This is a genomic window from Gluconacetobacter entanii, from assembly GCF_013155425.1.
GTDB lineage: Bacteria > Pseudomonadota > Alphaproteobacteria > Acetobacterales > Acetobacteraceae > Novacetimonas > Novacetimonas entanii.
In genome coordinates this window covers 52,008-76,405 of the sequence record NZ_JABJWD010000008.1, presented here as the reverse complement: position 1 = coordinate 76,405, position 24,398 = coordinate 52,008, and the positions used below count along the sequence as shown (strand labels likewise).

General features: G+C 63.3%; 20 protein-coding genes, 2 tRNA genes and 1 pseudogene. 10 read left to right on the top strand and 13 right to left on the bottom strand.

The window, feature by feature from the left end; genetic code table 11:
• Window positions 1-112: 112 nt before the first annotated feature.
• The 3 genes from HNH97_RS02415 to HNH97_RS02405 all read right to left on the bottom strand — a co-directional run bounded on the left by HNH97_RS02415 (window position 113) and on the right by HNH97_RS02405 (window position 1,689).
• On the bottom strand, window positions 113-1,000 hold the full coding sequence (locus HNH97_RS02415) for a polyprenyl synthetase family protein (protein ID WP_171789756.1): 888 nt from the start codon (window positions 998-1,000) through the stop codon (window positions 113-115).
• A gap of 56 nt (window positions 1,001-1,056) precedes the next feature.
• Window positions 1,057-1,287 carry an exodeoxyribonuclease VII small subunit gene (locus HNH97_RS02410; RefSeq protein WP_110913247.1) on the bottom strand — a complete coding sequence of 77 codons (231 nt, stop codon included), beginning with the start codon at window positions 1,285-1,287 and terminating at the stop codon, window positions 1,057-1,059.
• Window positions 1,288-1,446: 159 nt separating this feature from the next.
• Entirely contained in the window at window positions 1,447-1,689 is a 243-nt protein-coding gene (locus tag HNH97_RS02405) for a sulfurtransferase TusA family protein (RefSeq protein WP_110913248.1), read from the bottom strand.
• Window positions 1,690-1,823: 134 nt separating this feature from the next.
• On the opposite strand from HNH97_RS02405, the gene HNH97_RS02400 reads away from it, so the two are divergent.
• On the top strand, window positions 1,824-2,723 hold the full coding sequence (locus HNH97_RS02400; protein ID WP_171789749.1) for an ROK family protein: 900 nt from the start codon (window positions 1,824-1,826) through the stop codon (window positions 2,721-2,723).
• Between the two features lie 57 nt (window positions 2,724-2,780).
• Here the strand turns inward: HNH97_RS02400 and HNH97_RS02395 are convergent, their stop codons facing one another.
• Entirely contained in the window at window positions 2,781-3,548 is a 768-nt protein-coding gene (locus HNH97_RS02395) for an RlmE family RNA methyltransferase (RefSeq protein WP_171789748.1), read from the bottom strand.
• Complete coding sequence (locus tag HNH97_RS02390; protein ID WP_407716840.1) at window positions 3,523-4,680, bottom strand: Ppx/GppA phosphatase family protein; 1,158 nt, start codon at window positions 4,678-4,680, stop codon at window positions 3,523-3,525. Before HNH97_RS02390 ends, HNH97_RS02395 begins: the two co-directional genes overlap by 26 nt.
• Window positions 4,681-4,858: 178 nt before the next feature.
• On the opposite strand from HNH97_RS02390, the gene HNH97_RS02385 reads away from it, so the two are divergent.
• The 4 genes from HNH97_RS02385 (at window position 4,859) to HNH97_RS02370 (ending at window position 8,153) form a co-directional block, all read left to right on the top strand.
• Window positions 4,859-4,932: transfer RNA gene (locus HNH97_RS02385), tRNA-Gln, on the top strand.
• A gap of 223 nt (window positions 4,933-5,155) precedes the next feature.
• Window positions 5,156-6,250, top strand: a complete 1,095-nt coding sequence (locus tag HNH97_RS02380) for a glycosyltransferase family 4 protein (RefSeq protein ID WP_171789747.1) — start codon at window positions 5,156-5,158, stop codon at window positions 6,248-6,250.
• A gap of 247 nt (window positions 6,251-6,497) precedes the next feature.
• Window positions 6,498-8,012, top strand: a complete 1,515-nt coding sequence (locus HNH97_RS02375) for a YifB family Mg chelatase-like AAA ATPase (protein ID WP_171789746.1) — start codon at window positions 6,498-6,500, stop codon at window positions 8,010-8,012.
• A 66-nt stretch (window positions 8,013-8,078) separates the two neighbouring features.
• Window positions 8,079-8,153 (top strand) — tRNA-Val (locus HNH97_RS02370).
• 183 nt (window positions 8,154-8,336) lie between these two features.
• Here the strand turns inward: HNH97_RS02370 and HNH97_RS02365 are convergent.
• The 3 genes from HNH97_RS02365 to HNH97_RS02355 form a co-directional block, all read right to left on the bottom strand.
• On the bottom strand, window positions 8,337-8,579 hold the full coding sequence (locus HNH97_RS02365; RefSeq protein ID WP_110913254.1) for a hypothetical protein: 243 nt from the start codon (window positions 8,577-8,579) through the stop codon (window positions 8,337-8,339).
• Window positions 8,580-8,725: 146 nt separating this feature from the next.
• Window positions 8,726-10,612, bottom strand: coding sequence for a hypothetical protein (locus HNH97_RS02360; RefSeq protein ID WP_171789745.1), 1,887 nt, complete (start codon window positions 10,610-10,612; stop codon window positions 8,726-8,728).
• A gap of 48 nt (window positions 10,613-10,660) precedes the next feature.
• Window positions 10,661-11,638, bottom strand: a complete 978-nt coding sequence (locus HNH97_RS02355; RefSeq protein ID WP_244949252.1) for a mitochondrial fission ELM1 family protein — start codon at window positions 11,636-11,638, stop codon at window positions 10,661-10,663.
• An 84-nt stretch (window positions 11,639-11,722) separates the two neighbouring features.
• Between HNH97_RS02355 and HNH97_RS02350 the strand changes: the two genes are divergently transcribed.
• Window positions 11,723-12,862 (top strand): DEAD/DEAH box helicase, encoded by a 1,140-nt coding sequence (locus HNH97_RS02350; protein WP_171789744.1) that lies wholly within the window; start codon window positions 11,723-11,725, stop codon window positions 12,860-12,862.
• A 238-nt stretch (window positions 12,863-13,100) separates the two neighbouring features.
• On the top strand, window positions 13,101-14,102 hold the full coding sequence (locus HNH97_RS02345; RefSeq protein WP_244949245.1) for a M14 family metallopeptidase: 1,002 nt from the start codon (window positions 13,101-13,103) through the stop codon (window positions 14,100-14,102).
• A 185-nt stretch (window positions 14,103-14,287) separates the two neighbouring features.
• On the opposite strand, the gene glyA is transcribed toward HNH97_RS02345, so the two are convergent.
• On the bottom strand, window positions 14,288-15,574 hold the full coding sequence (glyA, locus tag HNH97_RS02340; RefSeq protein ID WP_171789742.1) for a serine hydroxymethyltransferase: 1,287 nt from the start codon (window positions 15,572-15,574) through the stop codon (window positions 14,288-14,290).
• Between the two features lie 177 nt (window positions 15,575-15,751).
• Here glyA and HNH97_RS02335 point away from each other — a divergent pair, with 177 nt between their 5' ends.
• The 3 genes from HNH97_RS02335 (at window position 15,752) to HNH97_RS02325 (ending at window position 19,305) form a co-directional block, all read left to right on the top strand.
• On the top strand, window positions 15,752-17,233 hold the full coding sequence (locus tag HNH97_RS02335; RefSeq protein WP_167400318.1) for an amino acid permease: 1,482 nt from the start codon (window positions 15,752-15,754) through the stop codon (window positions 17,231-17,233).
• A gap of 104 nt (window positions 17,234-17,337) precedes the next feature.
• Window positions 17,338-18,333, top strand: coding sequence for a porphobilinogen synthase (gene hemB, locus HNH97_RS02330; RefSeq protein WP_171789741.1), 996 nt, complete (start codon window positions 17,338-17,340; stop codon window positions 18,331-18,333).
• A gap of 198 nt (window positions 18,334-18,531) precedes the next feature.
• Window positions 18,532-19,305: an arginyltransferase gene (locus tag HNH97_RS02325; RefSeq protein ID WP_171789740.1), complete on the top strand. Its 774-nt coding sequence runs from the start codon at window positions 18,532-18,534 to the stop codon at window positions 19,303-19,305.
• 91 nt (window positions 19,306-19,396) lie between these two features.
• On the opposite strand, the gene parC is transcribed toward HNH97_RS02325, so the two are convergent.
• The 4 genes and pseudogenes from parC to rpsB form a co-directional block, all read right to left on the bottom strand.
• The gene (gene parC / locus HNH97_RS02320) at window positions 19,397-21,619 is read right to left on the bottom strand and encodes a DNA topoisomerase IV subunit A (RefSeq protein WP_171789739.1); all 2,223 of its coding nucleotides are present in this window, start codon (window positions 21,617-21,619) and stop codon (window positions 19,397-19,399) included.
• A 73-nt stretch (window positions 21,620-21,692) separates the two neighbouring features.
• Complete coding sequence (gene recO / locus HNH97_RS02315) at window positions 21,693-22,472, bottom strand: DNA repair protein RecO (protein ID WP_110913262.1); 780 nt, start codon at window positions 22,470-22,472, stop codon at window positions 21,693-21,695.
• 47 nt (window positions 22,473-22,519) lie between these two features.
• Window positions 22,520-23,426 (bottom strand): annotated as a pseudogene (tsf, locus tag HNH97_RS02310) (translation elongation factor Ts).
• 131 nt (window positions 23,427-23,557) lie between these two features.
• Window positions 23,558-24,370 (bottom strand): 30S ribosomal protein S2, encoded by an 813-nt coding sequence (rpsB, locus tag HNH97_RS02305; RefSeq protein WP_171789738.1) that lies wholly within the window; start codon window positions 24,368-24,370, stop codon window positions 23,558-23,560.
• Window positions 24,371-24,398 lie beyond the last annotated feature (28 nt).

Genomic DNA, 24,398 nt, shown 5'->3' with positions numbered 1-24,398 from the left:
AAGGTTGCGCATGTCATGCGGGTAACGCACACGGTCCAGTTGCGCAAAACGGCCCAGCGTCGGGATCGAGCCCCACCGGTCCGCCTCGGGGGTCGGGGTATCAGTCATGCACTCAGTTCCTGCGCTCTACCACGTAATTCACAAGGTCACGCAGGCGGTCGGCCTCGGACCCGAAGATATCGAGATGTGCCTCGGCCTGCGCCGCGATGCGACGCGCCTCACGCGCGGCACCTTCCACGCCGAGGAGGGCGACATAGGTCGATTTGCCGGCCGCCTCATCCTTGCCCGCCGTCTTGCCGAGTTCCTCGGCGCTCGCCGTGGCGTCAAGCACGTCGTCCGCCACCTGGAAGGCCGCGCCAAGGTCACGCCCGTAGGCCGCGATGCGCTCGCGCACCTCCGGCGCGGCCTGCCCGAGGATCGCCCCGGCTTCCGCCGAATAACGGATCAGGCAGCCGGTCTTGAGCGCATGCAGCCGCGCCACTTCGTCAAGCGAGAGGGAACGGCCTTCGCCTTCCATGTCGATCATCTGCCCGCCGACCATGCCCGCAGCCCCCGACGCGGCGGCCAGTGCGGTGACAAGGTCGATGCGCACACCGGCGTCGGCATGGGTCGCGGGATCGGCAAGGATGCCGAACGACATGGTCTGCAGCGCATCGCCCGCCAGGATGGCCGTCGCCTCGTCAAACTTGCGGTGGGTGGAGGGCTGCCCACGGCGCAGGTCGTCATCGTCCATGGCCGGCAGGTCATCATGCACCAGGGAATAGGCGTGCAGCATTTCAACCGACGCCGCGGCGCGATAGGCCCCGGCCTCGTCCACCCGGAACATGCTGGCGACCTCGGCCACCAGATATCCGCGCAGGCGCTTGCCGCCGCCAAGGGTGGCATAGCGCATGGCGTCGATCAGGCGTGCTTCGCCCCCCTTGACCGGGGGCAGCAGGCGATCAATCGCATGTTCGATGGCTTCGGCCCGCGCGGCAAGGGACGCACGCAGACGGACCATACGGTCCTTGCCGTCTTTTTCGGGCGAGGGTGCTGTTGTTTGGCTCATCTGACGCATCAATCCATAGATTTCGCATCCAGCGTACGGTCGGTGCGCTGGATGATCGCCTGAACGCGGGCCTCGGCCTCGTTCAACCTGGTCTCACAATACTGTCGAAGGGCAGCGCCACGCTCATATGCCTTGATGGCATCTTCCAGCCTGAGCTGACCGCCTTCCAGCTGACGGACAATGCCTTCCAGTTCGGCAAGCGCGTCCTCGAAGGAAAGGGAAGTCAGGTCATCTGTCATCGGCGTGTCACACTTTCATCATCATGGTGGCGCAGGAATTACAACTTTGGGCGGCCTTCTGCCAAGGGGACATATCAACTGATTGTCCCGCACCGTGGCGGCAACAGGTTACGGCATTTTACGTGAATACATATCAATACCGGGGCGGTCCATAAAAAACTATTTATTTTCAGCATCTTGCTTTCTGCGGATGACAAAGGACAGCGTTCCGCCCTCTTCACCGAATGCGATGAGCGCATGCCCGGTCTCCCGACAGAAGGTCTGAAAATCGGCAACCGACGCACGATCAGTGGCCATGACACGCAGGCGGCCACCGCCGGGCATGCCACGCAATATCCGGTTCGCCTTCAGTACGGGGAGTGGACATGTCAGTCCGCGTGCATCAAGTAGGATTTCGTTCATGCCACGCCTGTTCCTTATGATACGGGCCCATCCCCGGCATGAGGGATGGGGCGGGGTTTGAAGTCTGAGCCAATTCGGATCATAAAAGAAAATCAAGCCATGGATGTAATCATGACGCACGAAAGTAGCTGCTGATGGGGCCTTATCGTATTGGAATCGATTTTGGTGGCACCAAGATCGAGATCGCGGCCCTGGGCCAGGACGGCAGGGAACTGGTCCGTCGCCGGATTACCAATCCCGGCAATTACAGCGGCGCCATCCGTGCCATGTGCGACCTGATCGCGGGCGTGGACCAGGAACTGGGCGGGCAGGGCAGCGTGGGAATCGGCATTCCCGGTTCCATCAGCCCCGACACGAACGTCATCAAGAACGCAAACGCCACATGGCTGAACAACCAACCCCTGCACAAGGACATGACCGAGGCCCTTGGCCGGGATGTCCGGGTAGAAAATGACGCCAACTGCTTTGCCCTTTCCGAAGCCATCGACGGGGCGGGGCAGGGATACAGGACCGTATTCGGCGTCATCATCGGCACCGGCATGGGGGCAGGGATCGTCACGGACCACAAGCTGATCATCGGCGCGCATCACATCGCGGGCGAATGGGGGCATGTGCCGCTGCCATGGCCTCGGCTGGAAGAATTCCCCATGCCCAAATGCTTCTGCGGCAATGAAGGCTGCATGGAGCGGTTCCTCAGCGGTTCGGCGCTGGCGCAGGACTGGAAAGGGCCGGGACATCGCAGCGCGGGCGGAATCGTGGAAGCGGCCGAAGGCGGCGACATCACGGCCATCGGGGCGCTGGACCGCTACATGGAACGCATGGCGCGCGCCTGTGCGCTGGCGATCAATTTCCTTGATCCCGATGTCATCGTGCTTGGCGGCGGCGTCTCGAACATCAAGGAAATCTATGAACGCGTCCCGCCGATGATGCGGCGTTATGCGATCACGCCGAACTGCAACACCCCGATCGTCAAGAACGTCCATGGCGACAGTTCGGGCGTGCGGGGTGCGGCATGGCTGTGGAATACGCCGTAACCTTTCACCGGCCCCGTCCTCCGGCCCGGCAGGGCAGGGGATGGGGCATTGGCGGATTCAGACGGACTCGCGCCCCCGGAAATCGGTGGCGATGACATACAGTTCGCTGGATTCCTTGCGGCTTGCCGGTGGCTTGGCGTGCCGGACCTGCCCGAAGGAACGCTTCAGCGCCTGAAGCATCTGCTTTTCCGATCCACCTTGGAAGACCTTGGCGATAAAGCTGCCACCCGGCGCGAGGATCTGGATTGCGAAATCCAGCGCCAGTTCGGCAAGGCCGATGATGCGCAGGTGATCGGTCGGCGCATGGCCGGTCGTATTGGGGGCCATGTCCGACATGACCAGGTCCGGCGCACCATCGAGCAGTTCACGCAGACGATCGGGCATGTCGGGATCGTTGAAATCCCCCTCGATGATCGTGGCGCCGGGAACGGGGTCAACCGGCAGCAGGTCAACACCCACGACATGGCTTGCGCCACGCTTGACCGCCACCTGTGCCCACCCGCCGGGTGCCGCACCCAGATCGACCACGCGCATGCCCGGCCGGATCAGGTGGAAGCGATCGTCAAGTTCTATCAGCTTGAAAGCCGCGCGCGACCGCCATCCCTGCTTCTGCGCAGCCTGCACGTAGGGATCATTAAGCTGGCGCTGGAGCCAGCGATGCTGCGCCGTGGTGCGCCCGCGCGCCTTCTTGACGGTAACGGTCTGGTTGCGGGCGGAGCGGACGGCACCTGAATCCGCACTTGCGAGGGATTCGCCGGGGGTCAGGCTGCTGGTGCGTGATTTTCCCGGAATTCTGGGCTTAGGGTCTGCTGGGCGTCGTTTCATGTAAGGGACCGCTCGTCGGCTTCAGCTTGTGCCGGACAGGAGAAAAGGAAGAAGGTACCGGCTGAAAAGCGATACGCGAACTCCTGTCAATCATGCGCAAAAGCATGCCGTCACGCAATCCTCGATCCGCCACGACCACCTCGGGCACCGGCCACGCCTGCTGGATTGCCTCGAAAATCGCACAGCCCGCCATGATGTAACGCGCGCGGTCCGGACCGATCCCCACATGGCCGGACAATCCCGCCCGATCCATGCCATTAAGCCGTCGGATCACCTCCAGCGCCTGCTCCATCGGCAGGGTCGCGCCATCAATCATGGCGCGATCATAGCGGACCTGCCCCATCGCGACACTTGCCAGGGTCGTCACCGTACCACTGGTACCCATCAGTACGACATTGCCCGATGAGATTTCGCGCCGGATGCAATGAACGTCCTCGAACGCCTCAAGCTGCTGGCGCACCATCGCGACCATGCGCCCGTATCCTTCGGGCGTGAATGCCGCATCGCCAAGCTGTTCCGATATGGTGATGACGCCCACCGGCAGGCTCAGATACCCGATCAGGGACTGCCGCCGGCGCGCATGGTCCGTGCGCACCCATGCGATTTCCGTCGATCCGCCGCCAATATCAAACAGCAGCGCGCGTTCGCGCAGGGGAGAAAAACGGCCGTCATGCAGCAGGGAGGCGCAGCTTCTCAGGGCAAGTTCCGCTTCCTCCCGCGCGGAGATGATGGAAATGGACAGGCCGGTCTCGTTACGGATACCATCAAGGAACGCCAGGCCGTTTTCGGCGCGGCGGCAGGCCTCGGTCGCGATGGCGGTATATTTCCTCAGGCCCGCGCGACGCATCCGCACGGCACACGCGCGCAGGGCATCGGCCGTACGTTCCATGGCTTCATGCCCGAGGCGGCCGGTATGATGCAGCCCTTCGCCAAGCCGCACGACACGGCTGAAACTGTCAATCACGCGAAAACCACGCCCGGCGGGGGCGGCAACCATCAGGCGGCAGTTATGCGTTCCCAGGTCCAGCGCCGCGTACAGGGGGGCGGCAGACGGAAGACGCCTGAAATCAGACATCCCGAACATCTGCGGGCCTTGTCCCGGCGCAGCGGGACGGGGAACGTCGTGGAGCATGCGTGCAATCCTTTGCCTTTCAAGGCATTCCATCATTGTGGGGACTGTCCTGCATTAAACGCAAGTCAAATATGTGATCTTGTGAAAAGATCGAAAAAAGGTGGTTGCACACCCCCATCACCGATGCTATCACCCCTTCACCGCAACGACGGCGCCCCTGCCACACAGGCAGGACTGCTGGGGGATAGTTTAGCGGTAGAACTACCGGCTCTGACCCGGTCAGCCCTGGTTCGAATCCAGGTCCCCCAGCCAACATTTCCTTCGACAACATAATGACTTTCCAGCGACTCAGCCTGAATGGCGTGTTCCGTCATGGGATGTGCGCGGCAAAGGAATGGGGCAGTCCTCCATGTTTCCTGACATCCGGTTCCAGGGAACAGGGATGCAGACGAGGCGCCCCGATCAGATACTGTTTTTCCATCGCATCTTTGTTAAAACCGCGCATTGTGGAAATGTGGACGGAACCTGACGAATAATGCGCATTGCCTATATCATAAACTCCCTTGAGGGCGGCGGCGCATGTTTCCCGGTTCCCGCCATCACCTCTGTCTTTCGCAAGGCCGGGCATGAAGTTGTCGTATTCGCCCTGTCACGACGTGACGGACTGGCGCTGCCACGACTGGAGGAGGCGGGGCTCCGGGTCGAGATCTGTCCGGCCGGGGAAAAACAGCAGGTCCAGACGCTCCGCTGGCTCAACCGCGCCCTGACAGCGTGGAAGCCGGACCTTTTATGGACGTCACTCATCCGTGCCACGCTGCTGGGGCAACTGCTTGGCGCGCGCCATCGCTGGCCGGTGGTAAGCTGGCAGCACAATGCCAATCCCAAACCCATCAACCGGCGCCTTCTGCTGTCCATGCGCAGGCTGTCCTGTTTCTGGGTCGGGGATTCGCAGTTCGTCACCGATGAAACGCACAGGATCCTGGGCATCCCGCGCGACCGTCTGGCATGCTGGCCGATTTTCTATGCCACCCCGCAGGCACCGCAGGCGCAGCCATGGCAGAAAGGGGAGGTCATCCGCATCGGGTCACTGGGCCGCCTGTCGCGCGAAAAGGGATATGGCGACCTGTGCGCCGCGCTGGCACTGGTGCAGAAAGCCCGGCACAACCTGCCGCCTTATGAAATCACCATCCGCGGTGAGGGCAATCATCGCGCCTTCATCGAGGAACGGTGCAGGGCGCATGGCCTCGACATGATCCACTTTCCGGGCTTTGTGACCGATACGCGCGGTTTCATCGCGTCACAGCATATGTATGTACAGCCTTCGCGCTGGGAAGGGTTCTGCGTCGCCATGCACGAGGCCATGCAGGGGGGGCTTCCCGTGCTTGGCACCACCGTGGGGGAAATGCGCTACTCGGTGCAGGAGGGGAAGACTGGCTGGCGCGCGGCACCGCGCGACCCGCAATCTCTGGCGGATGCCCTGATCCAGGCGCTGTCACAGCCGGAACGTTTCCACGAAATGGGGCAGCAGGCACGCAATTACGTCTGCACCCAGTTCAGCGAGGAAAACTTTACAGAGGCGGGGATGGGTATTCTGAAACGCGTGCAGGCAATTACAGGTCTGCATAAATAATGGAAAAGCCAGCGTCAGGTGATCGGACACGATGGCCGGCACTGGCACTGGCACTGGCACTGGCGACGGACATGACGGATGCGAAGCCGCATCCGGGCACGCCGGAATTCGTCCCCGTCCGGTCTGCTCCAAAAGTCTCATAATATATATTATGCCAACAAATCTATCCGGGCGGACTGAAATTGGCGCTTTGCGCCGCATTCCGGCATCATGGACCCTTACTGACTGACGGATTGAATTCTGACCGATGGCTGACACGTTGCTGGCATGTATCCATGGCTTTGCGTTCTGTGGCATCGACGCCACACCCGTTAAGGTTGAAGTTCAGCTTTCGACCGGACTGCCATCGTTCCTGATTGTCGGCCTGCCGGACAAGGCCGTCGCGGAATCCCGTGAGCGTGTGCGCGCGGCACTTTCCGCCATGGGACTGGCGCTGCCGGCAAAACGGATTGTCGTGAACCTTGCCCCCGCCAACCTTGCCAAGGAAGGATCGCATTTCGACCTTCCCATCGCCCTTGCCCTTCTGTCCGTCATGGGTGTCGTGCCCTATGACATGGCGACGCGCTACGCGGCCCTGGGTGAACTCTCACTTGATGGTGGCCTCAATCCCGTCTGCGGCGTGCTTTCCGCCGCCATGAGCGCACATGACCTGTCGCTGGGCCTGATCTGCCCGCGCGTACAGGGCGTGGAGGCACGCTGGGCCAGCGAAGACATGGACATCCTCGCCGCGGACAGCCTCCCTGCCCTTGTCAACCATTTCCGGGGCCAACAGGTCCTCACGCCCGTCGAACTCCCCGATTTCAGGCGTGCTTCGTCCGTCATGCCGGCCCCCGACCTTGCGGATGTGCGTGGCATGGAAAGTCCGAAACGTGCATTGGTAATCGCGGCGGCCGGTGGTCATTCGCTGCTGATGTCCGGCCCCCCGGGTGCCGGGAAATCCATGCTGGCCGCGCGCCTGCCGGGTATCCTGCCCAACCTGACGGCCGAGGAAATCCTTGAGGTCAGCCGCATCCACAGCGTCAGCGGCCTGCTGTCGGACGGCCATCCCGTCATCCGCCCCCCTTTCCGCGATCCCCATCATTCCACCAGCCAGGCCGCCCTGAGCGGAGGCGGCGCCCGCGCCCGACCGGGCGAAGTCAGCCTCGCGCACCGGGGTGTGCTGTTTCTGGACGAACTGCCGGAATTTTCCCGCCATGCGCTGGAAACGCTCCGCCAGCCCCTCGAAACCGGTTCCATCACCATTGCCCGCGCGGCGGCGCATGTCACCTATCCTGCCCGCTTCCAGTTGATTGCCGCGATGAACCCATGCCGCTGCGGATATCTCGGCGATGCGGCACAGGAATGTCGCAAGGCTCCCCGCTGTGGCGAGGATTACCAGGCCCGCATTTCCGGCCCGCTGCTGGACCGCATGGATATGTACGTACGCGTCGAACCCGTCCCGCTGGGGCAGATTGCCGGTCTGGCACGTGGGGAAAGCAGCACCATCGTGGCCGAACGGGTCGAGGCGGCACATGCACGCCAGGTCAGCCGGCAGGACGGCCTGCGCAATGCCGAAGCCAGTATCGACCTGTTCCCCATTCAGGCTGCGGCGCGCGATTATGCCGTCATGGCGTCGGAACGCCTGCACCTGTCGGCCCGTGGCTATACCCGCCTGCTGCGCGTGGCGCGTACGATTGCTGATCTGGCAACCGCCATGGACATCGAACAGGCCCACATTGCCGAAGCCCTCGCCTACCGGTTGCGTCGTCCGGTACGAAGATAAAAAATCCTGTCTTCAGGTGCTTGCATCGGAACGAAGGATCGACTAATAACACCTCACCGAGCGGATGGGTGCGTAGCTCAGCGGTAGAGCATCGCCTTCACACGGCGGGGGTCACAGGTTCAATCCCTGTCGCACCCACCATCCGGACCTCCAAAAAATAAATATATTGCTGGTATATCCATGACTCTGGGCATGGGTATTTCTTTGGACGTGGCGGCAAATACCTGCGTCCGCACGAATCATTATTGCCGCATTCCTGCCGCAGGACGAAACCTGCGACCTGTCCCCTTGTCCGGAACGGATCGCAGGTGGTTCCAGCCCGGATTAACGGACCTTCTTTTCGCCCAGAATGTGGGTGCACAGCGTACGCAGTTCGTCCGCCGTCACGCCTTCGGGATTATGTTCCGCCTTCTTGGCGATTTCCTTTTCAATCCCGGCATGCTCCTTGCCGACATGCGCGGCCAGCATGGTGACTTCCTCACGGGTCAGCAGCTTGGGCTCATGCTTCCCACGGGCAGCGAGTTTCTGCAGATGTTCGGTAGCGGAAGGCGTATGCGAATCGGTCATTTCAGTATTCCTCTGTGATTTCACCACTCTATCGTGGCAATGATCCTCCGGTAAGAAACGCATGGGCATGGCGGGGTCACGTGAACAACGCGAAACCCTGGCCCGCATTTCCTGCATGACAGGCATGGAAATTCCGGAATGCCGTGTCAGAACCCGAACATGTGATCGAGCGAGAATACGCCATCATCGCGCAGGCGACCGTGATATCCGAACAGGCGGCAGGACTGGTCACGGATCATGACATATCCCCCCGTCCCCGAATGCGCGATGGCGTCCACCCCGAAAACCCGGTGTGGCCAGAGCGTCATCGACCCGCGCGCCGGGATGCTGACCTGCTGCTCCGCGATCTTCGCACCCTTTTCGTCATGCAGGCTCAGCACGGTTTCGGAACTGTCATGCCATGTGGCCGATACGGGATAGATCAGGTGGCAGAAACTTGGCGCCTGTCCGGCCCCCGCCTGCAGGAACAGCCGCGTCGTCAGTCCCGGTGGCGGCCCGGAATAGGATTGCGGTTCATTGCGGTAGGTCATGACCGTGTTGAAGATATGGGCCCCGAAACTGGTTTCCGCGACATGACCCGTCAGCAGGTCCTCATATCGTATCAGGGCATGCAGCCAGCCATCCGCCTGTCCCCCCTCACGGAAATCATAGACCAGTTCCCCATGCCCCGCCCGACCGGTGACCTCCGACAGGTCCTGTGCAATCTCATGCCCGCGCGTCAGGCAGCCAAGGAAGCGTGAGCCTGAGGGCTGCCCTTCCTCATCAAAACAGTCGATACGCACCGGCAGCGTCTGCAGCGCATGCGACATCGGCGCGGGCTGCAGGGTCGTGCGGTACCGCGCCGGATCGGGAACGGGAAACGGCAGGAGATATCCCCGCCCGAAAAACCGGGGCGGCAGGGTGACGATGCCCGGATCATGGGCAAGGTCACTGCGTTCCACATTCAGGTGGGCGATACGGGTTCCCGTATCCGCACGGATTTCATAACGCGGGCGTACCACATGATGGCCGCCATGGAATTCCAGTTGTTCCGGCCAGGATGCATGTGGGAGGTACTCATTGACGCATACGCCCACCGTTTCATACGGGCCGATGGTCCGGTCAATGGGAACCAGCATGTCATGCCCCATGCGGCCCAGCGCCATCGCCCTGGCGGGAACAGGCACCGCATGGCTGTTCTGGACCCACAGGATCACCTGCTCGCCCTGCCGGGGCGCGGGCAGGTTGGCATAGCGTTCGGCGGGCCACGCATTGGCGTCATGGGTCACGGACAGGGTGTGGCTGGCCACGTCGCCATGGATTTCCAGCGCATATTTGACGATATCATGGCCGGCCACGCCAAGGACATGGATGAAAAGCTGCCCCGTAAAGGCAGCCAGGCCGAAACGCCGCCGGACCTCCGCACTGTCCAGCACGATCGACTGCTCCGGTGCGAAGGGGCCTTCGACCCAGCTTGCAAGGGGACGGCCGTCGCATCCGAACAGCCGCAGCCAGATCCTGACATCCCCCGCACCATAACGCGCCCAGTAGTTGGTGGTGACCAGACGGGTGGACAGTCCACCTGCATCCCGGAAGAACGCATAATTCGTCGCAAAATTGAGACGGTTCAGATAGGCGCCGGCCACAGTGAGCATATCATCGGGCAACCGGGCATCAGCCAGCGTGAAGATGTCCATCCCGTCGGGCAGAATGTCACGCAGCCGGATGCAGACCCGCTCATGCTCGAAATCCAGTGCCCATACCGCCCGCACGGGGGCATGCGGCAGGTCGGCCAGCGGGCGGGTCAGGCCGGCGGGCGTGGGTTGCCCGACCTTTTCACAGTCATGGACATAGATGCCTTCGACCTGCATCCCCTCCGGCAGAAGTGCAAGCAGCGTGCGCGCATGCCCCGCCGGGTCATAGATTGCAACCGGCCCCCTGTCGCGCAACATCCGCGCCAGCGCCGCCAGACGCTCCGCCGCCAGGGGGTGGGAGAAAGCCTTGTAGGCGATATTGCCGCCGGTGCGTGCGTCATAGGTGCGGATATCGAGCATACCTGTTTATGTCATAATTACCTGCTGGAAACACGCATAATTCGTGGATCATTTCAGGTTCAGCCTGTGACGCATTTCCTGCGCGATACCCTGCGTGTCATCAAGTGGCGCGACCCGCCAGTCACACATGCGCCCCCCGAACATCCGGATACGCCCCGCCTGCGACAGGTCCTGCATGAACAGGCCGATCCTGCGCGAACGTCCGGGCAGCGCGGCCACCATGACCGGCGCCTCGGTCGCCACGGCTTCCGAAATCATGGACACACTGTCCGCCGTCACCACGATGGCGTCCGCGCAGGCCAGGAGGCCGAGATAGGGATTGTCCCCCTCCATGTCCCACACCCACGCCCCCTTCGGCGTCAGGTGGCGTGACAGGATCTCCCGCACCTCCGCACTGGTCCGGCGCGATGGCGTGACCGCCATGCCCACCCCGTCGCGGTCGATCATCCGCCCAAGCTGCGTGGCGAGCGTACGGGCCTCCGCCGCCCCCAGCCGGAAACGTCCATTCCCCCCACCGACAAGGACACTGACAAGCGGGCGTGGCAGGTGGGCCAGACGTGGCGCCCAGACCTGCCGGGCCTGCGCAAGGCATGCGGGGGAGACGCCATGCAGCGCGGTGCGCGACAGCAGCACATTCGGACCTGAAATCTCGTCATGGCGGTTGGCGATCACCAGATCGAACTTCCGCAGGTCCATGCGCGGGTTCTGGATCTGCACCACACGGCCGCCCCGCGCACGCAGGGCCGCCCCCACCGCCCCGCCGGTGCCACCGATGCTGATCATCAGGCCCGATGCTCCCATGCAGGCGGACGGCACCTGCAGCGGGCGGATGGCGCGCAGGGGCATGGGCCACCATGATGCGGGCAGATGCCGCCAGCCGGGACGCACCCTGACCGGGCAAAGCACGGGGTCCAGCCCCGCGCGTCGGGCAAGGCCGAAGGCCTGCGACTTCATGCCGGCGAAATCTTCGGCAATCACGCCAGCCACGGGTGCGGGCGTGGCATCGGGAATGGAGGAACACGTCATGGCACGCATCTGGCGCACACGGAATCGCAGCGTCAATCCCTTTCCCTTTTGCTGCGGGGGCAAAGCGCGGTATGGCTTGCCCCGATGACCGAAGATCCCTGCGCCTCCTTTGCTGAAACCGGCCTTGCGGCACCTGTGGGCGACAACCTGTCGCGCATGGGGGTACGCATCCCCTCGCCCATCCAGGTCCAGGCCATTCCCCCGATTCTGGCCGGGCGGGATGTCGAAGGGATCGCCCCCACCGGCACGGGCAAGACCGTCGCCTTTGCCGCGCCGCTGACGCAGCGCCTGCTGGATGCGCCGCAGGACCGCACGCCGCATGTGGCGCGTATCGTCTGCCTGTCGCCCACGCGCGAACTGGCCAACCAGACGGGCGGCGCATGGCGTGGGTGCGCCCGGGGCACGGGCCTGAAGGTGGTGGTGACCATCGGGGGCGTGCCAAAGGCGCGGCAGGTGCGCGACCTTGAAGCCGGGGCGGACATCCTTGTCGCAACGCCGGGGCGGCTTGTGGACCTGCTGTCCGATGGCGCGGTCGTGCTGGACAGCACACTTGCCCTTGTCGTGGACGAGGCGGACCGGATGCTCGACCTGGGCTTCATCGACGACATGATGGCCATCGCCGCGCGCCTGCCGGTCACGCACCAGACATTGCTGTTTTCCGCCACCATGCCCGACGGGATCGTCGATCTGGGCCGGAAGCTGCTGCATAAGCCGGTCCGGGTGAAGGTGGATGTCGCCGACGCCCCGCCCCCGCGCATCCGCCAGCAGGTCATGTTCGTTCCCCCCCGGCACAAGCGGTCCGCCCTGGTGTCCTTCCTGTCCACCCATCCGGCGCGACGGGTCCTGATCTTTACACAGACCCGGCGGCAGGCGGATGACCTGGCAAAGGCGCTGGGTCGGGACATGGCATGCGGCGTCATGCATGGCGAACATACGCAGGCCCGGCGTGAACGTACGCTGCGTGATTTTCGTGACCACAGGCTGCAGGTCCTGATCGCAACGGATGTGATGGCCCGGGGCATTGATGTCGAGGATGTCATGCTGGTGGTCAATTACGACATTCCCGACCAGCCCGAATCCTATGTGCACCGCATCGGGCGCACGGCACGCGCCGGCCGGCAGGGCAGCGCGCTGTCACTGTGCGCACCGGAGGAACGGCTTGCACTCAAGGAAATCGAGCGGGTGACAGGCGTGCGGCTGAAGGCGATCGAGACCCCACCCTGACCTGCCGTGTGACCTGTGCGTGACGCTGGCGCATAAATGAACGCGGCATGGATTGCGACCTGCCGCCGAGGCGATAAACTTGCCTGATGACCCCGCCCTCCCGTTCCCGCTGGCATCCTGTAGGTGCATCCTGCGCTGATGCAGGGGACGCATTTTCTGTACGGGGTGGGCTGTACGCATGAAACATGCCTTCCCTGCGGAGCCGGTTCCGATACGCAGCCGTCGCAGCGGCGTCTTCATGGAAACGCTCCCTCCGCCCCCTGCCCCGCTGCCGCGCTTCGAGGTCGGGATTCCTCCGCCCGACCTGTCCGCATGGCGGGAGGGAAACTGTGGCATTCCCGGTGTCATGCATTTCGAAAGCCGTCGCGTCGGGCCGCATGTTGTCATGGTCTGCCTGATCCATGGCAATGAATATACCGGCGCGATCGTCATGGACGAACTGCTGCGTGCGCGCCTGCGCCCCGGGGCAGGACGCCTGTCCGTCATCTTTGCCAACATGGAGGCACTGGCGCAGTTCGATCCCGAACGCCCCGTGGCCTCGCGCTTCATTGACGAGGACATGAACCGCGTCTGGTCCGAAGACACGCTGCGCGGCACACGTTCGTCCCATGAACTTGACCGCGCGCGGCAGATCCTGCCGGTCATCCAGACGGCGGATATCCTTGTGGACCTGCATTCGATGCTGTGGCCCGGCCGGCCGCTGGTCCTGTCGGGGCGCGCGCCACGTGGCATGACGCTTGCCCGCCAGATTGGCGCGACGCCGCTGATCGTTGCCGATGACGGACATGCCGATGGTACGCGCCTGATTGATTTCGCACGCTTTTCCTCCCCCCGGACGCAGGCGCGCGCCTGCCTGGTGGAGGCCGGGCAGCACTGGCAGGCACAGACGCTGCATACGGCACGCAGGGCCGTGCGCGCGGTGCTGCGCCCCTCGTGCCTTGTAAAGGCGGAGACCGGGGGGCGGAATGTCCGCGAAACAGCGCAGTGCATGATGGTCACGGACCTTGTCCGCGCACATTCCTCGCGCTTTGCCTTTATCGCCCCTTTCCGGGGGGGAGATATCATTGCCCGGCGCGGCACGCTGCTGGCGCGCGATGGCGATGACGAAATCCGCACCCCCTATGACGACTGCATGCTGGTCATGCCCAACCTGAGGCCGGGCCGTGGGCAGACTGCGCTACGCCTTGCGCGCCGCGCGCCCCATGTCACGGACGGATCATCGTCCCATCCCGCGCCCTGACAGACGCGAAGCTCACCAAAACAATCTGGAAAATCAACAAGTTTTCGGGGACTGCCTTTTTTCAAAAAGGCGGCGTCTTCCGAAGCTTTTTGGAAAAAGCTTCACCAAAAACTTTTGATTTCATAAAACCTGTGCCGTGACAGTCAGGGTGTCATACATTCTGGCTGCATGACACCCCGGCCGGATCAGGCATAGATCGGGAAGCGGGCGCACAGCGCCTTGACGCGCGCATGCACGTCCTGCTCCGTCTTCGGGCAGCCTTCTTCACCAACCTTGGCCAGTGCACTCAGCACTTCGTCGATCATCACGCCGACTTCGCGGAATTCCGCAACGCCAAAGCCGCGTGCCGTCGCCGCAGGACTGCCGAGGCGGATGCCCGACGTGATGGCGGGCTTTTCGGGGTCAAAGGGAATGGCGTTCTTGTTCGCCGTGATGCCCGCGCGTTCCAGGCTGCGTTCGGCCGCGCGACCCGTCACACCCTTGGGACGCAGGTCCACAAGGATCAGGTGGCAGTCCGTGCCGCCCGTGACGATATCGAACCCGCGTTCCACCAGTGTTTCGGCCAGCACGCGGGCATTTTCCGCCACCGCCTTCTGGTAGTCGATGAAATCGGGACGCAGCGCCTCGCCAAAGGCCACGGCCTTCGCCGCGATGACATGCATCAGCGGGCCACCCTGCAGGCCGGGGAACACTGCCGAATTGACCTTCTTCGCAAGATCCGCGTCATTGGTCAGGATCAGGCCGCCACGCGGGCCACGCAGCGTCTTGTGCGTGGTGCTGGTCACGACATGGGCATGCGGAACCGGCGACGGATACAGGCCGGCAGCCACAAGGCCCGCGAAATGTGCCATGTCCACCATCAGGAAGGCGCCGACCTCGTCCGCGATTGCGCGGAAACGGGCAAAGTCGATGACACGGGGATAGGCCGAACCGCCCGCAACGATCAGCTTGGGCTTCGCCTCGCGCGCCAGACGTTCCATCTCCTCGTAATCGAGCAGGCCGTCTTCCTTGCGCACGCCATACTGGACCGCGTTGAACCACTTGCCGGAATAGTTCGGGGCCGCGCCATGGGTCAGGTGACCACCGGCGGCAAGGCTCATGCCCAGTACGGTGTCGCCCGGACGGACCAGCGCCATGAATGCCGCCTGGTTGGCGTTCGCGCCGGAATGCGGCTGCACGTTGGCGAATTCGGCGCCGAACATCTTCTTGACCCGCTCGATGGCGAGGGTCTCGACCTTGTCCACCTCGACACAGCCACCGTAATAGCGGCGACCGGGATACCCTTCGGCATACTTGTTGGTCAGGACGCTGCCCTGCGCGGCCATGACGGCGGCGGACACCATGTTTTCACTGGCGATCAGTTCAATGCCGTCGCGCTGACGGACCTTCTCCGCCTCAATGATATTGGCGACATCCGCATCGACCTCGCTGAGGGGGGCACGAAAAAACTGCTTCAGGCCTGTCTGGTTCATAGGGTCCGACACCGTTATAATTCTCCATCGTCTAAAGACGGCTGATGCCTTCCTTGTGCAAGAGGGCATGGATACAGCGTTGCTATGTGCCATATCGTGGCGGTTAGACAACGCCAAAATGACGGAGCGTCCTGATTTGATCCTTTCGTGTGTCCCGACTGACGGGAAATATCGCGTATGACGCGCCCTGCACGTGATGGTTTCCTCCCCTCGCTGCTGCGGCGGCAGGACGTGTCGGCCAGGGCCTCCTCGGCCGGGGGACTGAAACGCGTCCTCGGCCCGGTCAACCTGATCGCGCTGGGCGTGGGGGGGACGATCGGCGCGGGCCTGTTTTCCCTGACCGGGATCGCGGCGGCCACCAATGCGGGGCCCGCCGTCGTGCTGTCCTACCTGCTGGCCGCCATCGCGTGCAGCTTCGCCGGGCTGTGCTACAGCGAACTGGCCAGCATGATCCCGATCGCAGGCAGCGCATATACCTATGCCTATGCCGCGCTGGGCGAACTGGTGGCGTGGATCATCGGATGGGACCTCGTGCTGGAATATGCGGTCGGGGCGGCCGCCGTTTCCGTAAGCTGGTCGCGGTATGTCGCCTCCCTCCTTGCCGGATGGGGGGTCGTGATTTCCCCGCGTCTGGTCGCCTCCCCGTTCGAGATGGTGACCATGCCCGACGGGACGCAGGCGCATGGGCTGGTCAACCTGCCCGCCGCCTTCATCATCGTGGCGATCTCTGTCCTGCTGATCCGCGGGATTTCTGAATCGGCGCGGGTCAATGGCATCATTGTCGTCATAAAGCTGCTGATCATTGCCGCGGTGATCGGCTTTGGCCTGCCTTATATCAACGTGGCGAACTATACCCCCTTCATCCCGCCCAATACCGGGGAATTCGGGCATTTCGGCTTTTCCGGCGTGATGCGCGCGGCAGGCACGATCTTCTTCGCCTATGCCGGGTTCGACGCCATTTCCACCACCGCGCAGGAAACGCGCAATCCCGCCCGTGACATGCCGATCGGCATCCTGGGCAGCCTGCTGATCTGCACGCTGGCCTATGTGCTGTTTTCCTTCGTGCTGACCGGGCTGGTCAATTACAAGGACATGCTTGGCGATGCAGCCCCGGTGGCGACAGCCATCGACCAGACGCCCTTCGGCTGGCTGAAGGTCGCGGTGAAGATCGGGGTCGTCTGCGGGTTCACGTCGGTGCTTCTGGTGCTCCTGCTGGGGCAGAGCCGCGTCTTCTACGCCATGTCGCGTGACGGGCTGCTGCCGCGGATGTTCAGCGTGACCCATTCCGTGCGACAGACGCCGATCTATTCACACCTGTTCTTCATGGTGCTGACCGGAAGCTTTGCGGCGTTCCTGCCAATCGACCAGCTTGCGCACATGACCTCCATCGGCACATTGCTGGCCTTTGCCATCGTCTGCCTGGGCGTCATCATGCTGCGTATCCACGAACCGGACCGCACGCGCGCCTTCCGCGTGCCGGGGGGATATGTCATCCCCGTGCTGGGCATCGTGTCGTGCCTTGCCGTCATGGCGTCGCTCGACGGGCTGACATGGGTGCGTCTGGTCATCTGGCTGGCGGTGGGGATGGTGATCTATCTCTGTTACGGACATCGCAACAGCGTGCTGGCCCGGCAGCCCCCGCCACATGACGGGGTGTAAGGCACCGCGCCGCGTTTCATGTCCGCCGGGTTAACGCATCATAATTTGGCATCAGGCCGGGCCGGTTCCATACTTGTCCCGGTTTTTTCAGGAGACTGCAGTTCATGACCATCGGTCGCTTTCCCCACACCCGCCTGCGACGCAACCGCCGGGACAGTTTCACCCGGCGGCTGGTGCGCGAAACCACGCTGACGACCGATGACCTGATCTGGCCGATTTTCGTCACCGAGGGGACCGACAGCGTCACGGACGTCGCCTCGATGCCCGGCGTGCGCCGCGTCAGCCTCGACCGGCTGGCGGCCCATGTGGAACCGGCGGCAAAGCTGGATATCCCCGCCCTTGCCCTGTTTCCCATCACGCCGGCGGAACTGCGTGACGAAAAGGGAACCGAGGCCCTGAACCCCGACAGCCTGATGTGCCGCGCGGCGCGCCTGCTCAAGCGGGAATTCCCCGAAATCGGCCTGATCGGTGATGTCGCGCTCGATCCCTACACCAGCCATGGGCATGACGGCCTGATCGCGGACGGGTATGTCGTCAATGATCCGTCCGTGGAAATCCTGACCCAGCAGGCCGTGAACCAGGCGGCGGCCGGGATCGACATCATCGCGCCGTCGGACATGATGGACGGGCGTATCGGCTCCATCCGCCAGGCGCTTGATGCGCAGGGGATGCAGGACACGCGCATCATGTCCTACGCCGTCAAATACGCCAGCGCATTCTATGGCCCGTTCCGTGACGCGCTGGGGTCGGGCGGACTGCTGAAGGGCGACAAGAAGACCTACCAGATGGACCCCGCCAACAGCGACGAGGCCCTGCGTGAAGTCGCACTCGACCTTGACGAGGGTGCGGACATGGTCATGGTCAAGCCCGGCATGCCCTATCTGGACATCATCCAGAAAGTGCGGGAGAAATTCGCGGTTCCGACCTTCGCCTACCAGGTGTCGGGCGAGTACGCGATGATCATGGCGGCGATCCAGAACGGATGGCTCGACCGCGACCGCACGATCCTCGAAAGCCTGACGGCCTTCAAGCGCGCAGGCGCCAACGGGGTGCTGACCTATTTCGCGCTCGATGCGGCGCGCCTCCTGCTCGAGGGCTGAGCCCCCTGCCCCGATGCCGGCGCGGAAGAGATGTGATCGCGCCGGCATTGCGGTTTGTAATGCGAACCTGCCAAAGATACGTTATCATCAGCCCATCGTTCTGTTTTCCTGCCTTTCCACACGGGCATTTTCGCCATGGGCGCCGGGTATCCGGCAAAGGGCATGAAAACGGGCACCGTGAACTGCTGGTGAAACCGTATGACCTATACATCACCACGGCATCCGCAACTGTTCTATACAACTGCGCCGATGCCCTGCCCCTACCTGCCGGAGCGTATGGAGCGCAAGGTCGTTACCGACATCACGGGCCCGCAGGCAGAGCAGCTTCATAACCGGCTGTCCAGTGCAGGATTCCGCCGCAGCCACACGATCGCCTATGCCCCGGTCTGTGCCGGATGCACCGCCTGCGTGCCGATACGCCTGCCGGTTCACCGTTTCCAGCCCAACCGCACGCAGCAGCGTATCTTCCGGCGCAACCATGAACTGCTCAGCATGGACGTGCTGCCCCGCGCGACGGAGGAACAGTTCGCCCTGTTCCGGCGATACCAGCAGTCACGCCATGGCAATGGCGACATGGCGGGGATGAATGCCGCCGATTACCGCAACATGGTCGAGGATACGCCCATCCGGACCTTCATGATCGAATTCCGCGACCGTGAGGGACAACTGGTCTGCGTCAGCCTGCTCGACCGGGTGGAGGATGGGCTGTCGGCGGTCTATACCTTTTTCGACCCGGACATGCCGCGACGCTCCCTTGGCACTTACGCCATCCTGTACCTGGTGGAGCGGGTGCGCATGATGGGGCTGTCACACCTCTATCTGGGATACTGGATCAAGGGCAGCCCCAAGATGGCCTATAAATCGCGGTTCCATGCGGCTGAAATCATGCGTCGGGGTGTGTGGAGCGAACTTGTCGAACCCCAGCACGACACGTCCCATTTCCTGCCGGTGCTGCCGGTTACGGTGGGATAGCAGGGCCTTTTAGTCCCCGGAGACTTTTACGAACATCCTGTTGAGCAGGGAATGAACGTTTCCGGGGACGCTTTTTGATCCAAAAACAGGATCAGTCCGCCTTGCGTGGCTTACGCACCGCCCATGCCGGGGCCGGGCGTCCCATGTCGCCACGTTTTCCCATCTGTTCCTTCATGTCCGACATCGTGCGCACGCGCTGCGGGTCGGGCCATGCAACCCCGTCCGCCGCCGTGAACACCACGGCGTCACGCAGGTGGCCTTCCTTGTATTTCTGCAGGGCCACGCCAAGGCCACGCGTCATTTCCGGCAACTGTTCCAGCGGGAAGACCAGCATGCGTTTGTTGGTGCCAAGGACAAGGACATGATCCCCCTGCGCCGGCACGCAGACCTGCGCGCTTTCCCCGTCCTTGAGGTTCAGCACCTGCTTTCCGGTGCGCTTTTCCGCCACCATGTCTTCTTCACGTACGATCATCCCACGACCCGCGCTCGACGCCAGCAGGCGCCGGGCATCCTGGGTCACGGGGAAGATCGTGATGATGTCTTCCTCATTCGACAGCTCGATCGTCAGGCGCAAAGGCTGCCCGTCCCCACGTCCACGCGGCAGGTCGGCGGCGCGCAGCGTAAAGGCGCGCCCGTCGGTGGCGAAACAGCACAGCCGGTCGGAACTCTGGCACTCCACGATCAGGCGCAGCCCATCGCCTTCCTTGAATTTCTGCGCTTCAGGATCGACCCCGTGCCCGCGCACCGTCCTGATCCACCCCTTCTGCGACAGGATGACACTCAGCGGTTCGCGCTCGACCGGCAGGGCGGCGGAAATATCGACCTCGGCCGGGGGGGCCGCCAGCGTGCTGCGACGCGCACCCAGCGCACCGCCGCCAAATTTCTTCTGGATCGCCTTGATTTCCGACGTGATGTGCTTCCAGCGCAGGCTTTCCTTTTCCATCAGCGCCAGCAGGCCGGAACGCTCCTCGGTCAGGGAGGCATGTTCCTTGCGGATCTCGGTCTCCTCCAGCCTGCGCAGGCTGCGCAGGCGCATGTTCAGGACCGATTCCGCCTGCAGTTCACTCAGGTCGAACGCCGCCATCAGGGAGGCGCGCGCATCGTCTTCCTCGCGGATGATGCGGATGACCTCGTCAAGGTTCAGGTAGACCGCAAGGAAACCGTCAAGGATTTCCAGCCGCCGGTCCACCGCCTCCAGCCGATGGCGCGTGCGGCGCACCAGCACGTCATGGCGATGGTCCAGCCATGCCTGAAGCACTTCCTTCAAGCTGCGCACGCCGGGCACCTGATCCGCGCCAAGCACGTTCATGTTGAGGCCAAAGCGGCTTTCCAGCGGCGTGGCCCGGAACAGGGTCTCCATCAGGACTTCCGGTTCGATCCCGCGGGATTTCGGTTCCAGCACCAGCCGGATATCAACCGAACTTTCGTCACGGATATCACCAAGCAGGGGCAGCTTCTTCTGCTCCATCAGGTCCGCGACCTGCTCGATCAGGCGTGATTTCTGCACCTGGTACGGGATTTCGGTCACCACGATCTGCCATGTGCCGAAACGCCCCTGCTCCACACTCCAGCGTGCGCGCATGCGAAAGCTGCCGCGCCCGGTTTCGTAGGCGCGGACGATGGCGTCGCGATCCTCCACAATGGTGCAGCCGGTGGGAAAATCCGGCCCCGGCATGACGTCCAGCAACTGCGCGGTCGTTACCGCCGGGTTGCGGATCAGCAGCGTGGCGGCGGCGCAGATTTCCCCCACGTTATGGGGCGGGATGCTGGTGGCCATGCCCACCGCGATGCCCGCCGCGCCATTGGCCAGCAGGTTGGGAAAGGCCGCAGGCAGGACGACAGGCTCATGCTCCTCACCGTCATAGGTGGGGCGGAAGTCAACGCTGTCCTCGTTGATGCCCTCGAGCAGCGCCTTGGCCACCTCCGTCAGCCGTGCCTCGGTGTAACGCATGGCGGCGGCATTATCGCCATCGACGGAGCCGAAATTCCCCTGCCCTTCGACCAGCGGGTAACGCACGGCAAAATCCTGCGCCAGCCGCACAAGCGCCTCGTAAACCGAGGCATCGCCATGGGGATGGTATTTACCGATGACATCGCCCACCACACGGGCGCACTTCTTGAACCCCGCCGTCGGGTCCAGCCGCAACTGCTGCATGGCGAAGATCATGCGGCGATGGACGGGCTTCATCCCGTCGCGCACATCCGGCAGGGAGCGCGACATGATGGTGGACATCGCATAGGCCAGATAGCGCTCGCTCAGCGCATCAACGAGCTTTGTATCCTCAACATGACCACGCGTGACATCGACAGACATGAAAACTCCTCCAGCACCGGAAGAACAGATAGCGAAAATGGAGGCTTTGTCCAATGCCCCAATTCGGCAAAAACTACGCGCCCCCTTCCGGGTCGTCGGGGATATCGCCGTTTTCAGCCATTCTGGCCACCATATCGAGCAGCCTGATACGCGCGGCAGGTAACGGGCGATGACGTTGCCCAAATGCGTCACGGGCCAGGAAATGCCCCGTCAGCCGCAATCCGGCGAGCCAGTCGGCCGGGGTGCCGTCCTGCGCCGGGTCCAGCAGGAATGGCGGCAGTGCCAGCAGGCGATCGCGCCACTGCCCCGCATGCCCGTCGCTGACGGCGCGACCGCTGCGGGGGGAGACCCATTTCAGGTCATGCTTCTGGCCGCTGACGGCACAGCATGACAGGTCCAGCCCGAATCCCAGATCCGACAGCAGGAGTGCCTCCCAGCGGATCAGCGCCGCCATGCCGGTCTGTTCCGCGTCAACCGGGTCGAGGCTGATGCAGGCCAGAAGCCGCGTCAGCTCCTGAAAGACCGCAAGATGGGGTTCGCGCTCAGGCAGGCTGGCATCAGCCAGCGCGCACATCGAGGCCAGCATGGCCAGCGGCAGCGCGAAATCCAGCACCCGCGCGGCGGAGGCATGGACAAGTTCCCCACGAAGCCCGCCAAGCTGATCGGGCACACGCGCACTCCATCGCGCGGTAATCAGGTTGCCGGCCTGCCACACCGGCCGTCCCTGCCGTGATGCGCCACCACGGACCATGCCGTGATAAAGCCCATGCTCCCCGGTCAGGACATGGGCGATGACGCTGCTTTCGCCATAGGGCACGGCAGAAAGCACAAGGGCGGGAGCTTCCCATTCCATCAGGAAGTCCCCGCCCCTTCAGTCATGCCGATACAAACCGGCAATACTCAGTGACCAGCGGCCTTTGCCACTTCGGCAGCAAAGTCGTTGTCTTCCTTCTCGATGCCTTCGCCAAGCGCGAAGCGTTCGAAACCGGTCAGCTTCGCACCTGCCTTTTCCACAATGGCGCGGACGCGGCTTTCGCCATCATGCACCCACACCTGCTCCAGCAGGACCACTTCCTCATAGAACTTGCGGATACGGCCATCGACCATCTTGCTGATGATCGCCTCGGGCTTGCCCGACGCCTTCGCCTGTTCGATCAGAACCGCGCGCTCACGCTCCAGCGCCTGCGGGTCAACACCGTCGATGTCCAGCGAGGCCGGACGGGTCGCGGCGACATGCATGCCGATCTGGCGGCCCAGCGTTTCCAGCGCGTCGGTCGCACTCGGGCGCCTCGACGGCGGCCAGAACGCCGATCTTGCCCAGTCCGGGGCTGACGGCGGAATGGATGTAGGTCGCAACCACACCCGACGGCACCTTCAGGACGCGGGCGCGACGGATGGACATGTTCTCGCCAATGGTGGCGATCAGGTGCGTCAGTTCGTCGGCAACCGTGCGGCCGCTCTTCAGGACAGCGCCCTTCAGCTTTTCAAGGTCTTCGCCAACCTTCAGCGCCGCTTCGGCGACTTCGGTCACGAAATTCTGGAAATGCTCGTTACGCGCGACGAAGTCGGTTTCCGCGTTCACTTCGACCATGGCGGCGGCATTCGGGGCGGATGCAACACCGACCAGGCCTTCGGCGGTCACACGGCCGGACTTCTTGGCCGCGGCCGAAAGACCCTTCTTGCGCAGCCAGTCGATCGCGCCTTCGATGTCACCCTGCGCCTCGGTCAGCGCCTTTTTGCAATCCATCATGCCGGCGCCGGTCTTCTCACGAAGATCCTTGACCAGAGCTGCGGTAATTGCCGCCATTATCTGTATCTCCTTACGACAGGCATGCGCCCTGCCGTCGGCAGGGCGCGTCCTTGTAATCCGGTATGGGCCGGGTCGCATATCGACCCGTCCGGCATGCGGCCCCGTGGACCCGCATGCCGGGTGGTCAATCAGACCGCAGGTGTCGCCGGGGCGGCGGGCGCCTCTGCAGCAGCAGCTTCGGTAGCCGCCACTTCAATCGCGGGATCGACAGGCAGTTCCTCGGCCGCGCCGAAATCCTCGCCCGATGCGCCGAGTTCGGCGGAGATGCCATCGAGCACCGCGCCGGACACCAGTTCGCAATACAGCGCGATCGCGCGGATGGCGTCGTCGTTGCCGGGAATGGGATAGGTCACGCCACGCGGGTCCGAGTTGCTGTCGAGGACCGCAACGACCGGGATACCCAGCTTGTTGGCTTCTTCAACCGCCAGCTTTTCCTTGTTCGTGTCGATCACGAACAGGATGTCCGGCAGGCCGCCCATTTCCTTGATCCCGCCCAGCGAACGCTCCAGCTTCTCGCGGTCGCGGGTGATGTCCAGGACTTCCTTCTTGGTCAGGCCCTGGGTGCCGTTTTCCAGCATTTCATCAATGCCGCGCAGGCGCTTGATCGAACCGGTGATCGTCTTCCAGTTCGTCAGCATGCCGCCCAGCCAGCGGTGGTTGACGTAGTACTGCCCGCAGCGCTTGGCCGCTTCGGCGATCTGGTCGGCCGCCGCGCGCTTCGTGCCGACGAACAGGACGCGGCCACCACCGGCCACGGTGTCACGGATCGCCTTGAGCGCGCGATCCAGCATGGGGACGGTCTGCTGCAGGTCGATGATGTGGACCTGGTTGCGCACACCGAACAGGAACGGCGCCATGCGCGGGTTCCAGCGGCGGGTGTGGTGACCGAAATGCACGCCGGATTCAAGAAGCTGGCGCATTGTGAATTCAGGCATAGCCATTGTGGCTCAATCCTTGTCTTCTGGTTTG